We start from the raw sequence: 22,262 nt of genomic DNA, 5'->3' as shown, positions 1-22,262 counted from the left end.
CCGTCTCGGCCCGCCGCGACCACGATTCACACACGATGCGAACGAAAGCACTCACACTCGCGGTCGCGGCACTGCTTGCCCTCGGGGCGAGTGGTGGCGTCACCGCGAGCACGGCCACCCCGGTAGCCGACACAGCGTCGGCTGATGCATTGCCCTCCGACCACACCGTCGACGTCCTTACTCCTGCTGCGGTCAGCGACGCGGCTGTCGACCAGGCCATCGAGACCGCCTGGGCGAACGACACGGTTCAGAGCTACTTCGACGACGGTGCAGCCGTCCACTTCCAGGTGTGGACGTCGGAACTGGACGAGGACGTCGTCCACGTCAACGTCGCCCCGCGTGATTCACCCGACGAGACACGCGTCGTGGCACATGTTACTCTCGGAGAAAATACCGTGACGTCCGTGACGTCCGTCGATGAGCCGGTAAAACTCACCGCCTCCAACTCGATTTCGATCGACGCAACGGATTACGAGCTACAAAACGCTGACCCGGAGCGCCAGGACAACGAGACGCGAGACGACACGGCTCAGGCTTCCCAATTCTCGGTCGACGAGGACTCGATGGAACGCGGGGGCGATGGAACCTTCTCCTTCACGCTCGAGAATGAGGACGGGTTGTTCACCGACGTCTCCGCCGGAGATATTCTGCGCATCGCCCTCTGAAACTATCGACCCGACTTTCCGTCGCCAGGCTACTAGTCACTGCTACCTGTTCCGTTCCCCTCTCTTTCGTTTTCGTACTCGTGGGTTGCCATATAGTAAGTAATTTTATATATTCACACGTCTTATACGTGTGCGATTATTCTATGAGACAGACGACGGACGGAGAATGGAGACTCTCGCGGCGAGCGCTCCTCTACAGAACCGGTGCCGGGACGCTCCTGTTGGGGGCCGGGTTGGCTGCGTTTCCGGGGTCGGCACTGGCTTCGAAGAAGGCCGAGTTAATCGAGAAGATGGCAAGCACTGCTGGGCTCTCGAAAGCAGATGCGACGCAAGTCGTCGAGACGATTACGAACGCGACGACACGGGCGCTGAAAGAGGGCGACCGGGTAGCCGTGGCCGGTTTCGGCTCGTTCAGCATCTCGAAACGGTCTGCTCGGACCGGCCGGGGGCCGCAGACAGACAAGGGGGCCAGAGACGGGTCGCCGGTTCGCTTCGATCCGTGTCCAGAATTCGCTGCTGCACTCGACCTCGTCCCCGGCAACGGTGATACACGTCGAAATCAGTCCGCGCCGAGGTGTCGAGACGCAGATGTCGTGATCGACGCAGAGCGGATTGCGAGCGACACGCCACGTCACACAGACGGCGGCCTCTCGAAGGCGGATGCCAAACGAGGACTGGACGCCTTCGTAACGTCAGCAGCGACGATACTGAACGGCGGTGACAGCGTCGGACTGGGTGGATTCGGGTCGTTCAGCATCTCGAAGCGCTCGGCTCGCACTGGCCGAAACCCGCAGACTGGCCGCGAACAGACGAGTCGGGCGAAAAACGAGGTCAAGTTCAAGGCGGGTGCCGAGCTCTCCAAAGCAGTCAACTAGGACGGCCTCGACTGACCCCGGTCCTGTCGGTGGCCGATTTGCTGGGCCACGAATCGTCGTCGCGGAGCGAGACGGACCCTGCTGTGAGTACACCCCCGCTCGTCAGTGAGCGCTCAATACACCTGACCGAGAGACTGCACCACTGCTTCTGCGATACTACTCTTGCACCCAGGACGGCTCCGACACCGACACAGTCCCGAGTTCGTCGATGACGAACGTGTTCTCGTAGACTCGGTCGTCCTCTGCAGTCGCATATTCGACACGGAGGCGGGCTTCGAATACGACCCCGTCGGCCCCGATCACCAGCGACCCACTCGAACTCGTGATTTCTGTGTCGTCGCTCCCGAGAGTCACGCCTGCAAGCGCAAACTCCACGACAGGCCGCCCACGGTGCTCCCCTGTCCCGCTGGGCTGGAACTCACCTGCATCGAGAATCCCGCCGAGCGTCTCCTGACCACCGAGCATACGGACGATGTCCCGCGACCGGTGGTACTCGTCGAACTGCTGGTCCAGGGGCCGTGTACTGGTGTCCGACCCACCAGATTGCTGGTAAATCGTCCCATTGCCAACGAAGACACGCGCCGTTCCGTCGGGGGCGTCGAACACGAACGAGTGGCGTTTCGACTCCAAGCTACTCCGAAAGTGCTGGGTAATCGTCCTGTCGGGGTCACCACTCGTCAGCGTCGTGGTGATGTCGTACCCGTTCTGCCGGAGTGCCGCTTGCGTCGTCTGGATGAGTTGCCCCGGCTCGGCGATGCCGGACGCACTCGTTCCTGGCGGGAGGTCGACCTGTCCGTCAGTGCCGCCGGCTGGTGACTCGGTGCCCGTCGCCGTCGGTGTGGCGGTTGCAGTCTCCGTTACAGTCGGCTCTGCCGCGTCAGCGGGTGTGTCCCCGCCCGAACAACCTGCTAGGCCTGCAAGCCCGACCGACGATACAACTGTCAACACATGTCGTCGAGACACAGTCGGCTCTCGCATACCTCACCATCAGAAGTCCGACACGTAATGGGTTCCGATGCTATCGTGAACGGAAACACTGCGGAGAGTCACGGACAGCACCGTCGAGAATACCGGGGACCAGGAAACTGAGTTGAGGGAATACAGCTACCAACTGGTCCTGTACGACGAGAGCGACAACGTACTTTCGGAGGGGCGGGCCAGACTCCGTGTGGTCGGTGAAACGGTCATCTCTCCGGGCGGGTCGAAAACGTTTCCCATCGCAGTTTCGCCGGACACAACGGCGGTCGCTCCAGAACAGGTCGCCCGTTACGAGGTGGCTATCAGCTGTCAGTTTGCCGACGGCGTCTACTACGACTAGTTCGGTCGGCTCTCAGCTAGCGGCGTCCAACCAGATTTTCGTCCCGCTGTCGACGCGGATTCCAGTCCAATGCGAGTGGCGGGTGGGGAACGCTCGGAGCAGAGTGACGACCCGCAACTGGAGATTGAATACTCGTCCCATCGTCTCTTTAGATATGCACAGTTCTGACGGGGACCCCGCCCGAACAAACACCGCACCACACCGGGAATTCCCGGCGTATGGTCCCATCGAAGCCGTCTTCGGATACGCGCTGTTCTACGTCCTCGTCGAGCGTGCCACGCCGTCCGTCGTCGAGATGTTCAGCCAGACCGTCCTCGACCTGTCGCCGTCGACTGTCCGCTTCGGGCTGGCCGCGGCGCTGTGGTTCGTTCTGGTGGTGACCGCGTTCGACCACGGTCGCCGCCAACTCGCAGCACTCGGACTCGTTTCTTACGACGAATACCGGCTCCGCGTGTGGTCGCGGGTGACGCCGTCATCGCTGCGAACCGCGGGCTACCTCGTGGCGCTGCTCGTCGGGGGTAGCGTCGCAGCCCTGACGTTCCAGCCCGCTGTCGAGACGCTCCTGTCGCTGTTCTCTGTTTTCACCACAGTGGACCCGACTCGCCTCGACGTCGTCGGACTGGTCACGATGGTTGCGTTCTTCGTCGCCTACGGCGCGGCGACCCACTCGCTGGACAGGCTGGTGGTCGGCGCGATTCGCGCGCTCTCGGCTGACTGACGCCGTCTCGGAGGTGAAAACTATCCCGGGCGACGAACGGTCCGAGCGGGCGACGCCGCTGGATATCCAGCGGGTCGTCTGCTGAACGGGCACCCGGGACCTGTTGCGGCCCCGTCAGTGCGATTGCCGCCTCCGCGCTATCATCCTGAACACCTCTAAAATATGCATTTTGCTTACACTACCCTGCCGTCTATTGGAGAGCTTACTAATAGGGAAACGTACAATTACACTTAACAAGGTCATATAACTGATATCATGGCGGGAAAGGGACAGATGACACGGGCAACGAGAGGTGACCAGGAGCGGTGAACTGGCTTTTCGGCGTCCACGTCCTGAGTTTTACCCTCGCTGCTCTCGCGTGTTTCGGGAGTATTCGTCGTGCCCGGCAAATCGACCACCTCGACACGCGACGTGGGCTCACGGGCCTTCTCCTCTCGACTGGCATCTGGGCCAGCGCCAACCTCGGCTACCTCGTTGTCCCGTCTGTCCCGCTGAAACGGGCGTGCTATATCCTCGGGCTGGTCGCTGGGTTGAGCGCCGTCGGCGCGTGGCTCTATTTCGCCGCTGTCTATACGGGTCGGCCGCCGCGAAACCTCCCCTATCGTCGTCTCGTCGTCGGCGTCCTGCTCGGCCTCGTGTTGCTCAAACTCACGAATCCCCTCCACCACCTCTATTTCACCGCGGAGCTGACGTCGAGTCCGTTCCCCCACCTCGCAATCGAGCACGGGGCGATCCACTGGATTGCGATTGGCCTCGCATATGCACTCTCCTTCGTCGGCTTTTTCATACTCCTGGAGCACTTCCAGCTCTCTGGCACCGATACCCGTCCGCTCACCGCGCTCGTCGGTCTCACCGCCCTCCCGGTCGGGTTCAATATCGTGGGGGTGTTCAGCCCGTTTCTGCTCGCGATGACGTACGAACCGATCGGTGTCGCAGCCTTCGCTCTCGGTGTTCTGTTCGTCTACACCGATCGGTTTCGAACGATCCACCTCGCGGGAGAAATCGACGACCCGGTTATCGTCCTGGACCAGACCGACGAGATTCGCGACTACAACCGAGAGGCCAGGACGCTCTTTCCGAACCTCGACGGGGCAATCGGGGACTCTCTCGACGCAACCCTCCCAGCACTCTCGCAGGAGGCGAGGAGTGACACTGACCGAATCCAACTCGGCCGTAACGGCGAGACGCGGTACTATCGCCTCGTGACGAATCCCTTCATGGCCGGGGAGACCCAAACCGGCCGGGCACTCGTGATTGCCGACGTCACAGAGACCGAGCAGTATCGGCAACGCCTGGAACAGCGGACCGAACAACTCGAAGCCCTGAACCGTGTGGTGCGACACGACATCCGCAACGACATGGACGTCATTCTCAGCTGGGGTGATATCCTCAAGCGAGACGTCGACGAGGAGGACGAAAAGACCCTCAAACATGTACTCAGAGCAGCCGACCACACGGTCGAACTCACGAAAACCGCCGGCGATTTCGTCGAGTCGCTGGCCGACGAAGGACGGCCGGAACTGAAGCCAGTTGCCCTCGACGAACGTCTCCTGAGAGAGGTCAATACCGCACGTGAAGCGTACCCGGATGCACAGTTCGACGTCCCCGAGACGATTCCGTCGGTGACGGTACAGGCGAACGAAATGCTGTCGTCGGTCTTTCGGAACCTCCTGAACAACGCCGTCCAGCACAACCAGGGAGACACGCCCGAAATTACTGTGACGGTCGAGGAGCAGGCCGACTCGGCCATCGTTCGGATCGCCGACGACGGTCCCGGTATCCCTGACCACCAGCGAGACGATATCTTCGGGAAAGGCGAAAAGGGGCTGGACAGTGAGGGCACCGGCATCGGGCTCTACCTCGTCCAGACGCTGGTCGGACAGTTCGACGGGTCTGTCAGCGTCGAGAACAACGAGCCGAAGGGAATCGTCTTCGTCATCGAGTTGCCAAAGACCAGCCCACACGAGAGAGCAGGGGGATAGGACCACCTGGTGGTTCCCTCACGGGCGTAGTAACAGTCGACCGTCGTCGCCGGACACGCCGTCTGTATTGTCCGGGTAGAGCGAGCGAAGCACGGGTAGTCGGACAACCGGTCTGCGACGTTGTGTGGCTCCTTTACTGACAATGAAAAAACACTTGCTGGGTGAGAGTTTTCACTCACTCCATGAGCCCTCCACACTCCCGGCGAACGGTGCTCACAATGAGTTCCGTGGCCGGACTCAGTTTGCTCGCTGGCTGTCAGAGCGTGCTGAGTTCCGGGGACCCGCGTACCCCGACCGACACCGAATCAGCGGACCGCGACGACTCGTTCGGACTGGCGTATTCGGAAAGCGAGGCGTCGTTTCCGAGCGACCAGGAGACTCACAGCGGCTGGGTTCACATCGTGAGCGACGGTGAGTCGGCCGACCTCACGTTCGACGTGCGGGTCTGTCACTCACTGGGCGACGTCGAACCCGAGCTGACCACTGCTGGCGGGAGCGAATACGTCCTGCGGTTCCTCGTCGACGCAGACTTCGGTGGCGAAGCGGCCCCCGGTACGCAGACGGACGAACGGCAGTGCGGGTCTGTGACCCGTCTGGTCGGCGGTGCAAACGTCCCGGCCGACTGGGAGACACTCACCGTCGAAGTAAACGACACTGAAATCCAGACGATCGAACGGTCGGGGACGCTGCCCGAACTCCGTCCGCTGCCGGATCCCGTGCGGTGATAGGCTCGCGCGCGTCGCTCCGCCAACCGTCAGAGTGAGGCGCGCCGGTCCCGAAGGGGGCCAACAGATGGAGCTGACAGCGGCACTCGAAGCGCAGGACGGACTCGTCTGTGTCGTCGGTGCGGGCGGCAAGAAGTCCACGCTGTACGCCCTCGCCGACCAGCTCGGCCGCGCGGTGGTGACCGCGACTGTCCGCATCCCGATCTTCGACGACCACGTCGCGGAAGTGCGCGTGACCGAGGACCCACTCGCCGCCCTCGCGGAGGTGAGCGACGACGCGTGGCCTCTCGGTCTGGTCCCCGAACGGGAACGGACGGACCGGTACCGCGGCTACGACCCCGAGACCGTGGGGGCGATCGCCGCAGCAGCCCCGGTCGGCGCGACCCTGGTCAAAGCCGACGGTGCGCGCGTCCGCGAGTTGAAAGCGCCTGGCGAGCGGGAACCACAGCTCCCGGCGGCGACCGACGTGGTCGTCCCAATAGCGAGCGTCCGGGTCGTCGGACAACCCCTGACCGACGAGGTGGTGCACCGACCGGAGCGCGTCGCCGCGATTACTGGCCTCTCAATCGGGGAGGAAATCCGGCCGGAACACGTCGGGACGGTGCTCGCCAGCCCCGAGGGCGGGCTGAAGGGCGTCCCCGAGGGCGCGACAGTGATTCCCCTTCTCAACAAGGTGGACGACGGGGAGTGGGAGGCGCTCGCGCGGGAGATCGCGGCCGCGATTCGCGGGCGGGCGGACGTCCCACGCGTCGTGTTGACGAAACTGATCGCCGACGAGCCGCTGGTCGCTGTCGTCGACTAGACCTGACCGCTACCGGTTCGTCACCCCTCGAAATCCGAGAACTGCTCCTGTGCGGCCGCGAGTTCTTCCCGTGTGTTGACGTTCTCGAAGGAGCGGGTCGACGCCACCGACTCGATTTCGTCTTCCTCGATGACGACCACGTCGTCAAGTTCGTCGATCGGTCTGAGGATGCGCGGGTTCTCCGCTTCGAGGGCGACGTCGCAGGCTGCGACCATCGCCTCGGTCCGGTAGACCGCCTGCGTGGTCTGGAACCACCCCGACGCCAGCCGCGGGACGGCGGCGTCCGCGTCCTCGGCCCGGTCGAAGAGGGACTCTATCAGCGCCGGCTCGACGAAGGGCATGTCACAGGCGACGACGGCCGCGTACTCCCCGCGGGCCTCGCGCAGGCCGTTCCGGATGCCCGCGACCGGGCCCCGGTCGGGCACGTCGTCCTCGCCGTAGCGCACCGGCAGCGGATAGCCGGCCATCGCCTCGCGGATGGCGGGCGTCTGGTCGGGCCGGCAGTTCACCACGCACTCCGCGACAGTCTCCACGAGGCGGTCCGCGACGCGCCGAACCATGGGCGTCCCTGCGAGGTCCGCGACGGCCTTGTCGGACGCGCCGAAGCGGGTCGAGCGCCCGCCAGCGACGACGACGCCGCTACGCATCGTCGACCTCCGCGGCCCAGAGCCGCCACAGCGCACGGTAGAGCGTCCAGGCGTCGACGCCCGTCCGGTCCATGACCCGCCGACAGGCTTCGTCGAACGTGCGGTACTCCTCGACCGTCGGCGGGTCCGGATAGGGCGCGTCGAGTTCGCCCGCCGCCCGCAGGACGCGCCAGGTCCGCTCGTCGACCGCGACGTACCGCTCGGGGGCGACGAACTGGAGGAAGGCGGAGGCGACCGACGTGTCAACGCCCGTCAGGTCGGTCAACCGTCGCAGCGCCTCGGCGGTCTCCTCGACCTCTTTCGCGACCGTCCCGAGCGTGTCCAGCACGGCCTCGAAGTCGTTGTCCCGGAAGGCGGCCTCGATTTCGCGGCGTTCCCTGTCGGGGTAGGCACCGAGATAGCGCCGGAAGTACCACCGAACGACCCACTGGACGTCACGGCGGCCGTACTCGCCCCCGGCGAAGGTGTCGGGGAGGATGTCGACGTGTTGCTGTTCGACGTCGTACAGCGGCTCCGCATCGGCGTACTCCCGCGCACGCTCGCGAACGACTGCCTCGGTGAGTTCCATTACCCAGCGGTACGGCCCTGTGCCAGGTGAACGTTCGCCCCGGGGAGACGAGTGCGGTCGCAGAAACGTTCAACCCGTTCGGGACGCGAGAGTAATGACAAGGCGAGGTTCACCATGTCAAGCGACAAATCCCCGGTCAAGACTATCTGTCCGTACTGTGGCGTCGGCTGTGGCATCCAGGTGATGGAAGGCGACGAGCCGGGCGACATGCGGTTCGTCCCGTGGGGCGACGCGCCGGTCAACGAGGGGAGCATCTGCATCAAGGGTGGCGCGGCGACGGAAGTCGTCGACCACGAGGACCGGCTGACCGACCCGCTGATCAAGGAGGACGGCGAGTTCCGGGAGGCGACCTGGGAGGAGGCCTTCGACCTGATCGTCTCCGAGATGGAGCGCATCCGCGAGGCGTACGGCCCGGACGGGATGGGCTTTTTCGGCTCCTCGAAGACGATGAACGAGGAGAACTACCTCATCCAGAAGCTCGCTCGCCGGTACGGCACGAACCAGGTGGACAACTGCACGCGGATGTGCCACGCCTCGACCGTCTGGGCGCTCCGGACCAGCCTCGGGATGGGCGCGATGACGAACAGCATGGCCGACCTCAGGGAGGCCGCGGACGTGTTCTGGATACAGGGGGCCAATCCCGGCGAGCAACACCCGATCGCCAACAGCCAGTACTTCCGGCAGGCCGTCCTGGAGGGCGCGACGGTCGTCCAGGTCGACCCCCACGCCAACAAGACGACGCGGTCGTTCGACATCGAGGAGACCGACCGGCACATGCACCTCCAGCTCACCCCCGGGACTGACATCCCGCTCTTGAACGTCGTCCTCAAGACGATTCTCGAGAACCACGAGGAACACCCCGAGGAGGGCTGGCTCGACGAGGCGTTCATCGAGGACCGCACCGAGGGCTTCGAGCACCTCAAAGAGACGCTGGCGGACTTCGACAGGGAGGCCGCCGCGGAGGAGTGTGGCGTCCCGCTTTCGGACATCGAACGCGCCGCCGAGACGTACGCGATGGCCGACAACGCCGCCATCTTCACGGGCATGGGCATGTCCCAGCACGCCTGCGGCGTCGACAACGTGCAAAACGAGATCAACCTCGCGCTCATCACCGGCAACGTCGGCCGCCCGGGCACGGGCGTGAACCCGCTCCGCGGCCAGAACAACGTCCAGGGGACCTGTGACGTCGGCGCGATGCCCAACGTCCTGCCCGGCTATCAACTGGTCGACGACGACGAGGCACGCGAGTCCGTCGAGGACGTCTGGGGCTTCGAGGTCCCCGACGAGCCCGGCCTGACGAACGTCGAGATCTCCCACGCCATCGGCGACTCCGTCTTCGGGCTGTACGTCATGGGCGAGAACCCGATCATGAGCGAACCCGACGGCAACGCCACCGAACGGCGATTCCGTGAGGACCTGGAGTTCCTCTGCGTCCAGGACATCTTCCTGACCGAGACGGCCGAACTCGCGGACGTCGTGCTCCCGGCGACGACCTGGGCGGAACGCGACGGCACCGTCACCAACACCGACCGGCGCGTCCAGCGGATGCGCGGGGTCCACAAAGTCCACGAGAACACCAGACACGACCTCGACATCCTGTGCGAGGTTGGCACTCGCCTGTTCGGTGAGGGCTTCGACTTCGACGGCCCCGAAGACGTGTTCGAGGAACTCCGCGAGGTCTGTCCGATCATGCACGGGATGACCTACGACCGCCTCGGCGAGGAGGGCATCCACTGGCCCTGCTACGAGCCGGGCGACGAGGGCGACCAGTACCTCTACGAGGACGCGTTCGAGACGGAGAACGGCCTCGGGAACATCGAGGGCGTCGTCCACCAGGAACCCGAGGAGACGCCCGACGAGGAGTACCCGCTCGTCCTCACCACGGCCCGCCTCGAGGAGCACTACAACACCGGGACGATGAGCCGGCGCTCCCCGACGCTCTCGCGGCAGCACCCGGAGAACTTCGTCGACGTGCACCCCAACGACGCCGAGCGGTACGGCATCGAGGACGGCGACTACGTGAAACTCAAGTCCCGCCGCGGGGAGATTACCGTCCGCGCGGACGTCACCGAGGACATCAAGGAGGGCGTCGTCTGGACCACGCCCCACTTCGCGGCCGCCTCCGCGAACCGCCTGACGAACGACGTGCTCGACGAGCGCGCGAAGATTCCCGAGTACAAGGCCGCGGCCGCCGAGATAGAGGTCGGCGTCGAACCCGCCGACGACGCCGCTGGCGACGACTGACGGCGCTCTCACCGCCCTCTACCGTGTCGTGCCCCCTCCTGCCCTCCTGCGAGGGGCGCCCCCTCACAGTGTCGCCTGGAGCGTTAGCTGGAGGACCTGGGGAAGGAGCACACTCACACCGATCTGCGTCCACATCGTGAACGTGGTCGGGTACTCACTCGTGGCACGGATCTGGTCGAGCCGATACTCCAGCGCGTCGAGTCGGTCCGGGTCGGTAATCTCTGCATTGCTGATGTCGTGGGGGTTGTCGATGACGTCGTGCAGTTCGGACTCGATGTCACGCAGGCGCGCCTCCCGCTCGGCGGTCATAATCCGGTGAATCTTGTAAATGGAATACGAGAGCGTCGCCAGCCCGAACAGCCACAGGCCGGTGAAGAGACTCGCTTCGGCGGCTCCGGGTGGGCTCGCGACCCTGCCTTCGAGAGGCGTCACGAAGAGCCCGTAGAAGAACGCCAGATACAGCAGCAGGCCAGCGGTGTAGAAGTAGTACGAGTTCTTCAGCAGGGTCCCGATCGGCTGGAACCCGCCCATGTTCTGGGGGTCGAAGAAGAACAGCCCGATGTCTTGCTCGCTCAGCCACCGCGGGAGGAGGATGTGGAGCGTGGCGTATTCGCTGACGAAGTCGATCGCCACCGGCAGATAGCACGCCGGGAGCAAGACGAGCGTGAAAACGATTCCCCCGACTCCTTGCGTTTCGAGGACCGTCTCGATTCCGATGACGAACACCTGATAGGCGAAGAAGCCGACGAGCCCGACGCCGTAGAACAGGAGTTTGGTCCGGATCGTCACCGCGTAGTCGTCTGCGGTCGCTGCATCGCAGATGCCCCGCTCGGTCAGTCTGGATATCGCGTCCACGTGCCCTCTGTGCATGTATCTGACCCCGACGACGGCGATCGCGATGCTCAGGTAGAAGGCGATGTAGAATGGATTCCGGACGACAGCGTGGACGCCACCCGTCAGATGTGAGTACGGATTGACCACTGCGAAGTCGAGGAAGATGAACACCGCAACGTAGAGATACGGCGAATGGACGTCTTCACTCGGCAGTTTCCCGGCGAGCCATTCGACCCTGGTGACACTTGCAAGCCGTTCGAGCAGCGTCGGCGTCACATCTACCTGTGGATTGTCCATCGGTCGTGACAACTCAGCACGCGACTGGCACCGTCATCAACCTGTCGTTCTATCTGACATCTACTGCCGCCGGACAGAACCCTACCGGCGACCGCCGGCCATCGTAACGCCCATCGGTGACTCGTCGATGGCTCGTGCCCTGACGTGGCGGCCGGGGTGCGCTCTCTGGAACACCGTCGCTTCGCTCCGCAGGCCGGGCATTATTATAAAAAATAATTGATTATGCACGAACATTTATTTGCCATACAGTTGCTATCTGTGTGTATGGGTGGGAATGCAAGTTCCAACGACGACGACAACCACGATACGGGCCCGTCGTTTCCCATGGGTCCGGAGATTACGGAGGATATTCTGTACGTCGACTACGTCTTCGACGCGCTGGGACACCCCCGTCGCCGGTATATCTGTTACACGCTGCACGAAAACACGGAACTGTCACTCTCGAACCTGGCCACGAAGATCGCCGCGTGGGAACGCGACATCTCGAAGGAGGCAGTTTCCGACCGTCACCGGGAGAAAGTGTACGTCTCGCTGTATCACCAGCACATCCCGAAACTGGTCGACGCGGACGTAATCACGTACAACGAATTTACCGAGACGATCCACCCTGCCGAGAACACGAAACCGCTTCTGCGGGCACTGGCAAGCGTCGATACCAGTCTCGACACCGTTCAGGAGACGATGGACCCAGGTGAGTACCATGAGTAAGGACCGACACGATAGCGCTCGACCCGGTGCGCTGGCACACACCGGAGAGAACAGATGGCGACAGGTAGCACAGCAACACTACCAGCCGACACAGGACGAGGAACTGACGACGACGATCATCTACGCACTCGCAGACGCCGAAAACGTCTCCCCGACGGCACTGAAATCCCCGCCGCTCTACCGCACGTTCGACGTCGAGTCACTCCCGCCGACGTTCTTCGACGAAAGCGGTGCGTCCGGGTCACGCGAGGGACCCTCCTCTGTGACGTTTCGATACAGAGAGTACGTGGTGGCGGTCAGAAGCGATGGCTGGATTCAGGTCTACGCCCCGAGAGACTCCGGCCAGGCCGAGACGCTGTGACCCGCTCTCCGGCGACGGCTACCGTCTGTGTCGACAGGTCCTGCCGGATATTCGACGGGAGTGACCGGATAGCACCCGCTTTGCGGAGGCTCACTATCCCCGCCGGGGACCGTGACTCCGTGGTCGTCACATCCCCAAAAGGATAATCACTCTCCTGCCAAACTATCAGCCAGCAATGGAGTTCGTCACCCGCGATGGAGAAGCGGTCCCCGCCGTCGGCCTCGGAACGTGGCAGATGGAAACCGACACTGCGTACGAATCCGTCCTGGCCGCGCTCGAACTCGGATACCGACACATCGACACGGCCCAGGCGTACGGGAACGAAGACGGCGTCGGTCGGGCCATTCGCGATGCCGACGTCGACCGCGACGAGGTGTTCCTCACCACGAAAGTCAAACCCACGCATCGCAGCGTCGACGACATCGTGTCCTCGGTCAGGGGGAGTCTCGACCGACTCGGCGTGCAGCGGGTCGACCTGTTGCTCATCCACTGGCCCCATCCACTCGCGAATCTCGAGACGGTCATGACGGGTCTCAACAGGGCACGCGAACACGGTTTGACCCGGCACATCGGCGTGAGCAACTTCGGCACGGACCGCCTCGACCGGGCGCGCACGGTCTCAGAGGCCCCGATATTCACCAACCAGGTCATGTTCCATCCGTGGTGGCCACAGCGCGACCTGCTCCGGTACTGTCAGCGCGAGGGCGTCGTGCTGACGGGGTACAGCCCGCTCGCAAACGGTGCCCTCGTCGGGAACGACGACCTCGCGGAGATCGGCGAGCAGTACGGGAAGACGAGTGCGCAGGTGGCACTTCGGTGGGCGACCCAGCACACGAATGTGATGACGATACCGATGTCGACGTCCCGGGCACACCTCGCGGAGAACATCGACATCTTCGACTTCAGGCTGACGCGAACCGAGCACGACCGGGTCACTCGCCCCTCGTATCTGCAGACCGGCCTCGCGATGGCTCGGGGACAACTCGGCGTCTAGGCGACTCCTCGCGATACTCTGTCCCCGGCACACACCGTGTGCTGACCCGGTGTCGTGCCGTTCTCGGAGGGCGGGGTGGCGGGCCGCGTCGCAGTCGCCCGGGTGTCACCGTCAGCGGCGACGGCTCGCGACTCGCTCCTCCGCCGTCTCCTCGGCGACGAGTTCGTAGAGGATGGCCCGGCCGCCGTCGTCGGTCGGCCTGAGAAGGCGGCCCAGCCGCTGGGTGAACTCCCGTTTCGAGCCGCTTCCGGCCAGAAGTACGCCGACGTTACAGGCAGGGACGTCGACACCTTCGTCGAGGACGTTCGCGGTGACGACCCGGGAGTACTCGCCCTCGCGGAACCGCCGGAGTATCGCCTCGCGCTCGTCGGCCGGCGTCTCGTGGGTGATGGCCGGAATCAGGAATCGCTCGGCCAGCCGGTAGACCAGGTCCGTCGACGCGGTGAAGAGGATGACGCGGTCCTCCCGGTGGCGGTCCAGGAGTTCCGCCAGTTCGCCGACCTTCCGCTCGGCGTTCATCATCACGTCGCGTGCGCGTTGCTTCGCCAGCAGCGCCTCCCGCGCCCGCGGGTCGGTTCCCGAGCGCTTGACGAGTTCCTGGTAGTCGCTGCCGCTTCGCAGCTGGATGTTCGACTGCTTGAGGTAGTCGGTGAACGTCGACTGGTGGCGCTCGTAGGTCTCCCGCTCCGTTTCGGTGAGTTCGACCTCGATGCGCTTGATGTCGTAGTCCGCGAGGTGCTCGCCGGCCAGGTCGTCGACCTCGACGCGGTGGACCAGCGGCCCGAGCAGGTCCGCGACGGCCTCGTGGGCCCCGTCGGGGCGCTCGAAGGTCGCGGTGAGGCCGAGGCGGGCCGGCGCGGCGAGCAGGCGTGCAATCTGCCGGTACCCCTCCCCGCCGAGGTGGTGCACCTCGTCGAAGACGACCAGGCCGAAGCGGTCGCCGAGTTCGTCCGCCCGGAGGTAGGCGGAGTCGTACGTCGAGACGGTCACGTTCTCGACGCGCTGCGTGCCGCCGCCGAGTTGCCCGACGGGTATCTCGAACTCCGCGGTGAGTTCCCGCCGCCACTGCTCCAGCAGGTCGATTGTCGGGACGACGACCAGCGTCGGGGTCCCGAGCGCTTCCATCGCGGCGATGCCGATGACGGTCTTGCCGCTGCCGGTCGGCAGTTCCAGCACGCCGCGGCGCTGCGGGCCGGTCCCGGCGTTGCCCTCGCCGGCCTGCCAGGCGTCCAGCGCCGCCCGCTGGTACTCGCGAAGGCGGTAGGTCGAGGCGAGGTCGAGGTCGGGGAGGTCGAGCACGCGGTCGTCGACCGACAGCGCGGCCTCGGCCAGCGCCTCCCGGAGCGCGGCGTACCGGGAGGCGGGGGCTCGCCCGGTCTGCGAGCGGGGGTCGTACTCGACGCCGGGGAGGTCGTCGGGGGGGTCGCCGGCGACCCGAATCGTCCCCTCCTCGAAGGTGAGCGTCACGTCTGCCACGGCCCACAGTGGGGGCCGGCGCGGAATAACGGCTGCGGCGTCGGTCCGGGTGACCGCCGCGCACGCAACCGTCACCCTAACGGTTCCTCCCCCCGTACTACCGACAATGAGCGACGCCTCCGACGAGGTGGCCGAGGCCGGGGACCGCGAGGGACCCCCGACCGGGGCGGACGCATCCGGCGACGAGGACATCGAGGCCCTGCGCCAGCAGGTCGAGGAGAAGTACGACTTCGAGAACTTCGGCCCGCGGGACATGGCGGAGATGAGCCCCGAGGAGTGGGACGCAGCCTTCGACCCGGACACCTGGATTACCGGCGAGGAACTGCTCGACCGGGTGGAGGCCGACCTGAAACACCGGGTCGCGACGCGCGACGTCTTCGCCCGCGTCGAGCGGTTCGACGACCTCATCATCGCCTACTCCGACTCCGGCTACGCGGCGGTCTACGAAGACGGCAGTGTCGAGGGCAGCGGCACCGTCCTCCGGGACGTGAAGCCGACGGTCGCGCTGTGTTCGATGGACTCCTACGAGGTGCCGGAGATGCCCGAGGGAGAGGTGCTGCCACAGCCCCAGGAGATTCCCGAGAGCAGCGACGCGCTGGGCAACACCGTCCTGCAGGTGGTCGCCGGCGTGCAGGTGCTGGCGGGGCTGGTGATGCTGGCCGCGTGGGCGCTGTACTCGCTGGGCGTGCTCTCGCGCCCGGGGACGAACCAGCAGGAACTGAACCTCTGGCTGCTCGTCGTCGCCGGCCTGGGTTTCCTGGGCATCGGCATCTTCCTGTTCGTGATGGTCGCCAACGCGCGGCTGTCGGACAAGTTCCGGGCCGAGGAGTTCCGGAATCGCCTCCGGGCCATCGGGCTGGAGGACGGCGAGCGGCCGGACTTCCTCAACGAACTCGACGGGGTCGAGGGCGACCTGCCCGACGAACTCCTGCCGGCCGAGGGCGACGGGGGCGGGAAGGCCGCGTCCGAACCCGACGGCGAGGGCGACGGAGCCGACGACGAGCGGGCGTCGTCGGGGTCTGCATGAGAGCCGAAGCCACCGAACGGCGGCGTATTCGGTGGGTTTATACAAAACCAGTACGGAGGTCGGTATGAGTATGAACAGGCGGGAGTTTCTTCGAACAGCCGGTGGCGCCGCCGGCGGTGCCGCCGCAGTGAGTGCTGGCGCTAGCCCCGCTGCTGCCGCGGAAGGCGGCGGTGGCGGTGGCACGAAACCGGACCTCGGGGGTTACCTCGACGGCGCGAACAACTACAGCGGTACTGTCGTGGACGAGACTGGCAACGACGAAGTGTCGGTCGACGTCGGCGCGGGCAACAGTGGGCTCGCGTTCGGGCCGGCCGCAGTCCACGTCGACAACGGCGCGACGGTCGTCTGGGAGTGGACCGGCGAGGGCGGCAACCACAACGTCGTCTCCGAGGACGACGTGTTCAATTCCGGGCCAGCCATGGCCTCGGGCACGTTCGAGCACACGTTCACCGAAGACGGCATCTATCCGTACTTCTGTTCCCCGCACAAGACCAGCGGGATGCTCGGCGTCATCGTCGTCGGGACGGACTTCCCCACGGTGAGCGCCGACGCGGCGACGCCGCTCGACCCGGCACACATGGGTGTGCCCTACCAGGCACACTTCGTCGGTATCGCGACCATCCTCGCCATCTTCATGTCGCTGATATTCACCTTCTTCCTGCTGAAGTACGGTGAGTCCGCACACACCGAAGGAGGGAACAACTGATGCCGTCCGAAGGCAGCACCTACGGCGACATCCACCGCTACGAACCGCCCCGCGAGAGCACGGCGGCAGCACTCGCAATCGTCGTGCTGACGCTCATCGAGATTCTCCTGGTCGGGCTGTTCACCTTCGGCATCATCGCCGGCTGGGGCTTCCCGCGGTCCTTCGGCGGTATCGGGAACATGTTCCTCGGCACGGCGCTTGCGGGCATCTTCGTGAACCTCTCTTTCATCCTCCTGCTGTACCGCAAGGAGTTCCTGCCGGACGTGATGATCGTCAAGAAGCGCCGGCGCAAGTGGGAGGACCTCTACATCCGCGAGGAGGACGTCGACGGAACGACTATCACCGACGGTATCGGTGACACCATCAAACGCGCTATCTATCCCTACTACAAGCGATAATCATGCCACTCGACGAAGACAAATATCCACAGGACACCGGACGTCGCCGCTTCGTGAAGGGCGTCGTCGGGAGTGCGGCCCTCGCTAGCGTCTCCGCGGCAGGCGGTGCCGCCATCACGACGGCGACGAATCGCTCCGGTGCCGGCGGGGGGGCGACGGAGTTCATCGGTATCGAGAACACGGCCGGGCCCGCACCGCGCGGGATGCCCATCGTTCCGATCAGAATAAACGACGACAACGAACTGGAGGGCATCTGGCCCGAAGTCTCGGAGGTCCAGAGCGGTGGCGGCACCGTCACGGTCGCCGAGCAGGACGTCGGCGGAACGACGTACTCCTCGACCTGGTTCCAGTACTGCGGCGTCCAGCAGTACCCGACGGTCAGGCCGGACCTCGAAGCCGACAACCGGTTCGTGGCCGAGCCGGGGACCTACGAGTGGATGAGCGACATGGAGAAGGGCCAGCCGCTGACTGTCGACGACTTCAGCGACTACCAGAACTGGGGCAACGGCATCGGACGGGACGGCCTCGGCAAGCCCGCGATGGGCAAGTGGCGCCAGAACGAGGAGGGGCGCCCGCTCCCGATTCAGGTCATCCGCAGCCCCGAAGTGCCCAAGATGGCCGCCGGTGAGGGGAAATACAGCGAGATACCCAGCGACGTCCGCTCGTTCATCGACGCGGCCACCGAGCAGTCGTTCCTGGCGTACCTCGACAAGTGTACGCACTTCTGCTGTGTGCCACAGGGCTTCAAGACGACGGCGGACGCCGGTGCCGAGGACGCGGTTTACTGTCAGTGTCACCAGTCGGTGTACGACCCATTCAGTCCGGTCAAGAAACAGTTCGTCGCGCTCCCGCGCCCGGAGGAATAACAGATGAGTCTCGAACGCAAGGACGACCACGACCACAAAGCCTGGATGCAAAAGCGGGACCTGTCGGCAGTCGAGTCGATTTACCTGACGGTCCTGATCTGGATGGACAAGCGGCTGCGCGTCGTTGACTACCTCGAACTCCTCGAGGACCTGTACTACAAGGTCAACATGCAGATGCCGAAGAGCCACACCGAGCAGTACAACCTGGACAACAAGTTCTGGTACTGGTATCCGCTGTACGCGCTCGGGTCGTTCTCGACTATCGCGTACGTCGTCGCCGCGATAAGCGGCGCGCTGCTCGGGTTCTACTACGCGCCCGCCGCGGGTGCCGCAAACGGCGACCCGACGGTGGCGTACAACTCCATCACCTTCATCATGACAGACCTGAACCTGGGCTTCTTCCTGCGGAGTCTCCACCGCTGGGCCGCCCAGGTGATGACCGCGGCCGTGTTCCTGCACATGCTCCGTGTCTACTTCACGGGCGCGTACAAGGAGCCCCGCGAGCTCAACTGGATTCTCGGCATCATCCTCATCTCGCTGACGATGGTGTTCGGGTACACGGGCTACCTGCTCCCCTGGGACCAGCTCGCCTACTGGGCGGGGACCATCGGCGTCAACATGTCGCTGTCAATCCCGCTCGTCGGCGAGTGGGTCGCCCAGCTCCTGTTCGGTGGCTTCACGCTGACGCAGGCCACGCTGCAGCGGATGTACATCCTGCACGTGTTCTTCCTGCCGTTCATCGTGACCGCCCTCATCGCCGTCCACATCGGCATCGTCTGGATGCAGGGCATCGCGGAACCGCACTGATACAATGACCGACAACACCGACCACGACACCGACCCAGCGGAACAGCACGCCGCCGCGGACCGCGAGGTCCGGACGGACGGGGGCGAAGAGACCGCCACCGACGGCAGCGGTGGCATCGTCCCGCCGGACGACGAGACGCCCGCCTGGAGCGAGCGCAAGCAGCGCACCGAGGGCCTCTCCCGGCTGACCTACGAGTACTTCGAGCGGGCCCGCCGCGAGGACCAGGACCTTCGCCAGCAGTCGAGTTACGTCGAGCGTGACGTGCTGGCGTTCCCGGCCTGGCCCCACGAGATGATTCGCAACCTCGCGCTGACGAGCTTCTTCGTCGGGATGGTCGTCATGCTGGCGGCGACGATGCCGCCACACATCGAGGCCCCGGCGAACTCCGGCGCGACGCCGTCTATCATCCTGCCGGACTGGTACCTCTACTGGTCGTTTGGCCTGCTCAAGCTCAACGCGCTCAATCCCGAACTCAGCCTGCTCGGCGGGCAGAAGCTGATGGCCGACCAGACCTACGGCGTCCTGGCGAACCTGGTCGTCGTCGGCGCGATCGCCGTCGTGCCGTTCCTGAACAAGGGCAGCGCCCGTCGCCCGGTCGAACAGCCCTTCTGGGCAGCCGTCGGCATGGCCGGTGTCATCTTCGCGTTCACCATCGCGTTGCTCTCGGTGAAGAACCTCTTCCCGATGGACCCGGCGCTGCTGCTGGACCTGACGTTCCTGCTGCCGATCGTGGGCGGCACGGTCACCTACGCGGTCCTGAAGTCGATGCGGGAGGGGTACATGTTCGACCTGAACCGCCGGTACTACCGCCTGCGGCCGCCGAAGTAGATGTCCGAGGACCCCGCCGACGCGCCCGGTGACGACGAGTCGTCGGGGGGGTCACGCGACGTGGTCGTCCCACTGCGGCTGTACAAGACTGTCACCGTCTTCTCGACGCTCTTTGCCGTCGTCTTCGTGCTCGCGGGGTTCGTGATGCTCGACAGCGCGACCAACAGAGCGACCGCCGAGTTCTCGGAAATCGACCCGGTGCTCGGGATTCTCGGGTTGCTCTCGCTGGTCGGCGGCGCCGCCATCTACGCGTTCTCGACGCGCTTCCGTGCCGAGGGAATGGGAAAGCCTAAAGACGACTCCGACGAAGATTCCGATAATGGCTGACGAGTTCGCAAAAGGATTCGGCATCCTCGTGACTGCCGGCCTCGGGTGGCTGATGCTGGCTGGCTGGTACAACACCCCCGACTTCGAGACCCAGCTGACGGCACCGAATCCCGAGTCTGTCGGCGTGTATGGAGAGCTCGCACTTCTGCTGAAAGACGCGTTCTTCTGGTTCGCGATTCTCGGCGCACTGACGTTCTGGATCATCATTCCGGCCATCGAGCAGGCTCGCGACGCGATCGCGGAGTAGCCGCGTCGTCGCTCCCGGCGCGCGCTGGCGCCGAAACAAACACAATTCCTTTGCAGGGGCCGCCCGTATAGCCGCCAATGTCGAAGTGTGACGTGTGCGGCAAGGAAGAGAGTATGCCGTATCACTGCCGTCACTGCGGCGGCACCTACTGTGCCGAGCATCGACTCCCGGAGGCACACGACTGTCCGGGGCTGGAGAACTGGGGGGACTCGGAGGCCGTCTTCGACAGCGGCTTCGACGAGACCGTCGAGACCGGCGGGTCGAGTTCCGGCGGGGTGACCGACCGCTTCAGCGTCGACACCTCGACCGGCGGCTGGCTGGGCTACTTCCGGAACAACATGACCTTCGTCTTCCTCGGCCTGATGTGGGTCACCTTCCTTCTGCAGTACATCGTCGGCTTCCTGCTCACGGGGTCGCTGAACCCGCTCGTCTTCTCCGTCGACCCGACGTGGCGGGCTATCTTCGTGCTCTCGGCGGAGCACCCCGAGTACGTCTGGACGTGGGTCACCTCGGTCTTCTCCCACGGCGGCTTCGGTCACATCGCGGTCAACAGCATCGTCATCTACTTTTTCGGCCAGCTGGTCGAGGACTACATCGGCTCGAAGAAGTTCGCCGCGCTGTTCGTCGTCAGCGGCGCGCTCGCGGGTCTCGGCCAGATCGCCATCCAGATGATTCAGAACCCCGGCGGGTTCGGCGGCGTCCTCGGGGCCAGCGGTGCCGGGCTGGCAATCATGGGCGTGCTGACGATTCTCAACCCCAGCCTCCGGGTGTACATCTACTTCATCCTCCCGGTGCCGCTGTGGGTCGTCACCGGCTTCTACGCCCTCATCAGCGTCCTGGGCATCGTCGGCCCGAGCCTCGCCGGCGGCAACGTCGCCAACGCCGCCCACCTCATCGGGCTTGCCATCGGCCTGGCCTACGGCTACCGCGTCAAGGACCGGATACGGATTCCCAACCAGCTCCAGTTCGGCACCGGTCCGGGCGGACCCGGCGGTCCCGGCGGCCCGGGTCGCGGCCGCGGCCCGTTCTGATGGACGTCGTCCGCCCCGAGTTCGTCCCCGACGCGTCGCTGTCGCGCGGGGAGATGGAAGCTCTCCAGCGAGACATCGCCCACGCGGCCGTCTTCGCGGACGACTTCGACTTCGACCCGGCAGCCATCGGCGTGGCCGACCGGGAGACCGACGCCGGCCAGCGACGCCTCGGCGGTGCGTCGCCGCTGGTCGCCGGCGTCGACCAGGCCTTCCGCGACGACGAGGCGGTCAGCGCCGTCGTCGTCCTCCGGGACGGCGAGGTAGTCGAGCGCGCCCACGCCGTCGAACCGGTCGAGATCCCCTACATTCCGGGGCTGCTTAGTTTCCGCGAGGGCGCGGCCATCCTCTCGGCGCTTTCCGAACTCGACACCGACCCCGACCTCCTGCTGGTCGACGGCAGCGGCCGCATCCACTTCCGGGAGGCCGGACTGGCGACGCACATCGGCGTCACCGTCGACGCCCCTGCCGTCGGTGTGGCGAAGAACCTGCTCTGTGGCCGCCCGCGTGAGTCACTCGCCGACCCGCTGCCCGAGGGCACCCGCGTCGCCATCGAGGCCGACGCGGACGTGACCGCGCCCGACGGGACCGTCATCGGCTACGCCGTCCAGACCCGGCAGTACGACTCCGGGGCCCGGCATATTAATCCGCTCTACGTCAGCCCCGGCCACCGCGTGAGCGCCGAGACTGCGGCCGACGTCGTGGAACGCACCTGTGCCGGCTACAAACTCCCGGAACCGACCCGGCTGGCCGACAGCTACGCCGACGAGGTTAAGCGGGGGTCGGGGTGAGAGACGGTCGGCCCCAGCTGAA

26 protein-coding genes and 1 pseudogene are annotated in these 22,262 nt (G+C 65.1%); 22 read left to right on the top strand and 5 right to left on the bottom strand.

Going from position 1 to position 22,262, the window contains the following annotated elements:
* Positions 1–35: 35 nt before the first annotated feature.
* The 3 genes and pseudogenes from WDJ57_RS09685 (at position 36) to WDJ57_RS21600 (ending at position 1,540) form a co-directional block, all read left to right on the top strand.
* A complete protein-coding gene (locus tag WDJ57_RS09685; protein WP_338905914.1) occupies positions 36–665 on the top strand; it encodes a hypothetical protein in 630 nt (209 codons plus the stop codon).
* A gap of 143 nt (positions 666–808) precedes the next feature.
* Positions 809–1,069 (top strand): annotated as a pseudogene (locus WDJ57_RS21605) (HU family DNA-binding protein); the annotation flags it as partial.
* Positions 1,070–1,276: 207 nt separating this feature from the next.
* Positions 1,277–1,540, top strand: a complete 264-nt coding sequence (locus WDJ57_RS21600) for an HU family DNA-binding protein (RefSeq protein WP_380629442.1) — start codon at positions 1,277–1,279, stop codon at positions 1,538–1,540.
* A 156-nt stretch (positions 1,541–1,696) separates the two neighbouring features.
* Here the strand turns inward: WDJ57_RS21600 and WDJ57_RS09675 are convergent, their stop codons facing one another.
* Positions 1,697–2,485 carry a hypothetical protein gene (locus WDJ57_RS09675; RefSeq protein WP_338905912.1) on the bottom strand — a complete coding sequence of 263 codons (789 nt, stop codon included), beginning with the start codon at positions 2,483–2,485 and terminating at the stop codon, positions 1,697–1,699.
* Positions 2,486–2,708: 223 nt separating this feature from the next.
* Here WDJ57_RS09675 and WDJ57_RS09670 point away from each other — a divergent pair, with 223 nt between their 5' ends.
* From WDJ57_RS09670 to yqeC, 5 genes are all read left to right on the top strand, one after another.
* Positions 2,709–2,858 (top strand): hypothetical protein, encoded by a 150-nt coding sequence (locus tag WDJ57_RS09670; protein ID WP_338905910.1) that lies wholly within the window; start codon positions 2,709–2,711, stop codon positions 2,856–2,858.
* 154 nt (positions 2,859–3,012) lie between these two features.
* Complete coding sequence (locus tag WDJ57_RS09665) at positions 3,013–3,576, top strand: hypothetical protein (protein WP_338905908.1); 564 nt, start codon at positions 3,013–3,015, stop codon at positions 3,574–3,576.
* 305 nt (positions 3,577–3,881) lie between these two features.
* Positions 3,882–5,558 (top strand): ATP-binding protein, encoded by a 1,677-nt coding sequence (locus WDJ57_RS09660; protein WP_338905906.1) that lies wholly within the window; start codon positions 3,882–3,884, stop codon positions 5,556–5,558.
* Positions 5,559–5,776: 218 nt separating this feature from the next.
* On the top strand, positions 5,777–6,283 hold the full coding sequence (locus WDJ57_RS09655; RefSeq protein WP_338905904.1) for a hypothetical protein: 507 nt from the start codon (positions 5,777–5,779) through the stop codon (positions 6,281–6,283).
* A gap of 67 nt (positions 6,284–6,350) precedes the next feature.
* Positions 6,351–7,085: a selenium cofactor biosynthesis protein YqeC gene (gene yqeC / locus WDJ57_RS09650; protein WP_338905902.1), complete on the top strand. Its 735-nt coding sequence runs from the start codon at positions 6,351–6,353 to the stop codon at positions 7,083–7,085.
* Positions 7,086–7,105: 20 nt separating this feature from the next.
* Here the strand turns inward: yqeC and mobA are convergent, their stop codons facing one another.
* Positions 7,106–7,732: a molybdenum cofactor guanylyltransferase gene (mobA, locus tag WDJ57_RS09645; RefSeq protein WP_338905900.1), complete on the bottom strand. Its 627-nt coding sequence runs from the start codon at positions 7,730–7,732 to the stop codon at positions 7,106–7,108.
* Positions 7,725–8,300: a hypothetical protein gene (locus WDJ57_RS09640; protein WP_338905899.1), complete on the bottom strand. Its 576-nt coding sequence runs from the start codon at positions 8,298–8,300 to the stop codon at positions 7,725–7,727. Before WDJ57_RS09640 ends, mobA begins: the two co-directional genes overlap by 8 nt.
* 114 nt (positions 8,301–8,414) lie before the next feature.
* On the opposite strand from WDJ57_RS09640, the gene fdhF reads away from it, so the two are divergent.
* Entirely contained in the window at positions 8,415–10,544 is a 2,130-nt protein-coding gene (fdhF, locus tag WDJ57_RS09635) for a formate dehydrogenase subunit alpha (protein ID WP_338905897.1), read from the top strand.
* A 63-nt stretch (positions 10,545–10,607) separates the two neighbouring features.
* Here fdhF and WDJ57_RS09630 read toward each other — a convergent pair whose 3' ends face one another.
* On the bottom strand, positions 10,608–11,675 hold the full coding sequence (locus WDJ57_RS09630; protein ID WP_338905895.1) for a hypothetical protein: 1,068 nt from the start codon (positions 11,673–11,675) through the stop codon (positions 10,608–10,610).
* 264 nt (positions 11,676–11,939) lie between these two features.
* Here WDJ57_RS09630 and WDJ57_RS09625 point away from each other — a divergent pair, with 264 nt between their 5' ends.
* From WDJ57_RS09625 to WDJ57_RS09615, 3 genes are all read left to right on the top strand, one after another.
* Positions 11,940–12,383 carry a winged helix-turn-helix domain-containing protein gene (locus tag WDJ57_RS09625; RefSeq protein WP_338905893.1) on the top strand — a complete coding sequence of 148 codons (444 nt, stop codon included), beginning with the start codon at positions 11,940–11,942 and terminating at the stop codon, positions 12,381–12,383.
* A complete protein-coding gene (locus WDJ57_RS09620) occupies positions 12,376–12,744 on the top strand; it encodes a HalOD1 output domain-containing protein (protein ID WP_338905891.1) in 369 nt (122 codons plus the stop codon). Before WDJ57_RS09625 ends, WDJ57_RS09620 begins: the two co-directional genes overlap by 8 nt.
* A gap of 175 nt (positions 12,745–12,919) precedes the next feature.
* Positions 12,920–13,738, top strand: coding sequence for an aldo/keto reductase (locus WDJ57_RS09615; protein WP_338905889.1), 819 nt, complete (start codon positions 12,920–12,922; stop codon positions 13,736–13,738).
* 111 nt (positions 13,739–13,849) lie between these two features.
* Here WDJ57_RS09615 and WDJ57_RS09610 read toward each other — a convergent pair whose 3' ends face one another.
* Positions 13,850–15,214 carry a DEAD/DEAH box helicase family protein gene (locus WDJ57_RS09610; protein ID WP_380629311.1) on the bottom strand — a complete coding sequence of 455 codons (1,365 nt, stop codon included), beginning with the start codon at positions 15,212–15,214 and terminating at the stop codon, positions 13,850–13,852.
* 106 nt (positions 15,215–15,320) lie between these two features.
* Between WDJ57_RS09610 and WDJ57_RS09605 the strand changes: the two genes are divergently transcribed.
* The 10 genes from WDJ57_RS09605 to WDJ57_RS09560 all read left to right on the top strand — a co-directional run bounded on the left by WDJ57_RS09605 (position 15,321) and on the right by WDJ57_RS09560 (position 22,240).
* On the top strand, positions 15,321–16,241 hold the full coding sequence (locus WDJ57_RS09605) for a DUF7319 domain-containing protein (protein WP_338905888.1): 921 nt from the start codon (positions 15,321–15,323) through the stop codon (positions 16,239–16,241).
* Positions 16,242–16,311: 70 nt separating this feature from the next.
* The gene (locus WDJ57_RS09600) at positions 16,312–16,947 is read left to right on the top strand and encodes a halocyanin domain-containing protein (protein ID WP_338906283.1); all 636 of its coding nucleotides are present in this window, start codon (positions 16,312–16,314) and stop codon (positions 16,945–16,947) included.
* Positions 16,947–17,345 (top strand): DUF7318 family protein, encoded by a 399-nt coding sequence (locus tag WDJ57_RS09595; RefSeq protein ID WP_338905886.1) that lies wholly within the window; start codon positions 16,947–16,949, stop codon positions 17,343–17,345. The genes WDJ57_RS09600 and WDJ57_RS09595 overlap by 1 nt, the downstream gene beginning before the upstream one ends.
* 2 nt (positions 17,346–17,347) lie before the next feature.
* The gene (locus WDJ57_RS09590; RefSeq protein WP_338905885.1) at positions 17,348–18,211 is read left to right on the top strand and encodes a ubiquinol-cytochrome c reductase iron-sulfur subunit; all 864 of its coding nucleotides are present in this window, start codon (positions 17,348–17,350) and stop codon (positions 18,209–18,211) included.
* 3 nt (positions 18,212–18,214) lie between these two features.
* On the top strand, positions 18,215–19,018 hold the full coding sequence (locus WDJ57_RS09585; protein WP_338905883.1) for a cytochrome b: 804 nt from the start codon (positions 18,215–18,217) through the stop codon (positions 19,016–19,018).
* Positions 19,019–19,022: 4 nt separating this feature from the next.
* Positions 19,023–19,847, top strand: coding sequence for a cytochrome bc complex cytochrome b subunit (locus WDJ57_RS09580; RefSeq protein WP_338905881.1), 825 nt, complete (start codon positions 19,023–19,025; stop codon positions 19,845–19,847).
* Positions 19,848–20,174 (top strand): DUF7315 family membrane protein, encoded by a 327-nt coding sequence (locus tag WDJ57_RS09575; RefSeq protein ID WP_338905879.1) that lies wholly within the window; start codon positions 19,848–19,850, stop codon positions 20,172–20,174.
* Positions 20,167–20,421: a DUF7314 family protein gene (locus WDJ57_RS09570; protein ID WP_338905878.1), complete on the top strand. Its 255-nt coding sequence runs from the start codon at positions 20,167–20,169 to the stop codon at positions 20,419–20,421. The genes WDJ57_RS09575 and WDJ57_RS09570 overlap by 8 nt, the downstream gene beginning before the upstream one ends.
* Positions 20,422–20,498: 77 nt before the next feature.
* Positions 20,499–21,452 carry a rhomboid family intramembrane serine protease gene (locus WDJ57_RS09565; RefSeq protein ID WP_338905877.1) on the top strand — a complete coding sequence of 318 codons (954 nt, stop codon included), beginning with the start codon at positions 20,499–20,501 and terminating at the stop codon, positions 21,450–21,452.
* Positions 21,452–22,240, top strand: coding sequence for an endonuclease V (locus WDJ57_RS09560; protein ID WP_338905876.1), 789 nt, complete (start codon positions 21,452–21,454; stop codon positions 22,238–22,240). The genes WDJ57_RS09565 and WDJ57_RS09560 overlap by 1 nt, the downstream gene beginning before the upstream one ends.
* Positions 22,241–22,262: the final 22 nt, after the last annotated feature.

Origin of the sequence: Salinibaculum sp. SYNS191, assembly GCF_037338445.1 — an archaeon.
GTDB lineage: Archaea > Halobacteriota > Halobacteria > Halobacteriales > Haloarculaceae > Salinibaculum > Salinibaculum marinum.
The sequence above is the reverse complement of the archived record's forward strand: the minus strand, read 5'-3'. Positions and strand labels throughout refer to the sequence as shown.